1 protein-coding gene is annotated in these 1277 nt (G+C 41.3%); it reads left to right on the top strand.

Translation table 11 applies throughout. The features are described from left to right. The first annotated feature begins 65 nt into the window (after positions 1-65). A protein-coding gene (locus tag ACMHKH_RS14605) for an IS3 family transposase (RefSeq protein ID WP_413521347.1) occupies positions 66-1231 on the top strand; the annotation gives its coding sequence in 2 pieces (ribosomal slippage) (positions 66-324 and positions 324-1231; 1167 coding nt in all). Positions 1232-1277: the final 46 nt, after the last annotated feature.

Below are 1277 nucleotides of genomic sequence, written 5' to 3'. Positions count from 1 at the left end.
TGAGCTATGCTGAAAAAACTGTAGAACCAAACTTGGTAAACTAACGACTCAATGAGGAGTTTATCATGACTAAGAAAATCAGAACCTATAGTGCAGCTTTCAAAGCTGAAGCCGTTAAAAAGATAGCAGATAATAATGGCAATGTTTCAGCGACTGCAAAGCAGCTAGGCATAGCCATGCAGACCTTATCTAACTGGCAAAACAAAGCTAATGAAGGCAAGCTGATCGGCACTAAGCAGTATGACCCTGAACTCATGGCCATTATAGAAGAGAATAAACGTCTTAAACGTGATCTCAAAGTTGCTCAGGAAGAGCGAGATATTCTAAAAAAGGCCACGGCGTACTTCGCGAAACACAGTTGATGAAGTACGTCTTTATCAAAGATAACCAGAAGATATTTAGCATTACCTGTATGTGTCGCGTATTAGATGTCAAGCCATCAAGCTATTACAACTGGATAAATCGTGGTGTCAGTAATCAGCAGATCCACCGCAACCAGTGTGAGCTGCTGGTTCGCGTAGCTCATGATGAAACTAAGCAGCGCTATGGCTGTGAGCGATTGCATGCTCATCTTGCAGGGCAAGGCCATCATATCAGTCAATACATGGTCAGACGAATCAAAAAGGAATACGGCATTGTTTGCCGTCGTCACAAGCGTTTTAAAGTTACCACCAACTCAAACCATAACAAGCTTATCTATCCAAACCTGCTCGATCAAAAATTTGATACCAGTCGTCCTAACGAAGCTTGGGTTAGTGACATCACTTACATATGGACAGATGAGGGTTGGCTATACTTAGCAGGCGTTAAAGACCTCTACACTAAAGAGATCATCGGCTATGCTATCCACAAGCGTATGACAGCAGATTTAGTTTGCCGTGCACTTAATATGGCCATCAAGAACAAACGACCCAGCCAAGCGCTGATTGTTCACTCTGACAGAGGAAGTCAGTACTGTAGTTACGAGTATCATAAGATCATTAAGAAACATAGATTTAAGGGCTCAATGTCCAGACGTGGTAATTGCTTTGATAATGCTCCAATAGAAAGCTTTTGGGGCATATTAAAGAATGAGTTGGTGTATCACGAAGACTATAAAACAAGATTCGAAGCTATCAGTGATATCACTAAATATATCGAACTAGATTACAATCAGACTAGGATTCAAAAGGGTTTGGGCTATAAAACGCCAAGACAGATGTGGTTTGACTTTTATCGTCAGGCTGCGTAACTAAAATCTCCCAAGTTAATGTCTACAGATTTGACAGCATAGGTCA

The organism is Psychrobacter glacincola, assembly GCF_965118485.1.
Lineage (GTDB): Bacteria > Pseudomonadota > Gammaproteobacteria > Pseudomonadales > Moraxellaceae > Psychrobacter > Psychrobacter glacincola_D.
This window is presented reverse-complemented; position numbering and strand designations above follow the sequence as displayed.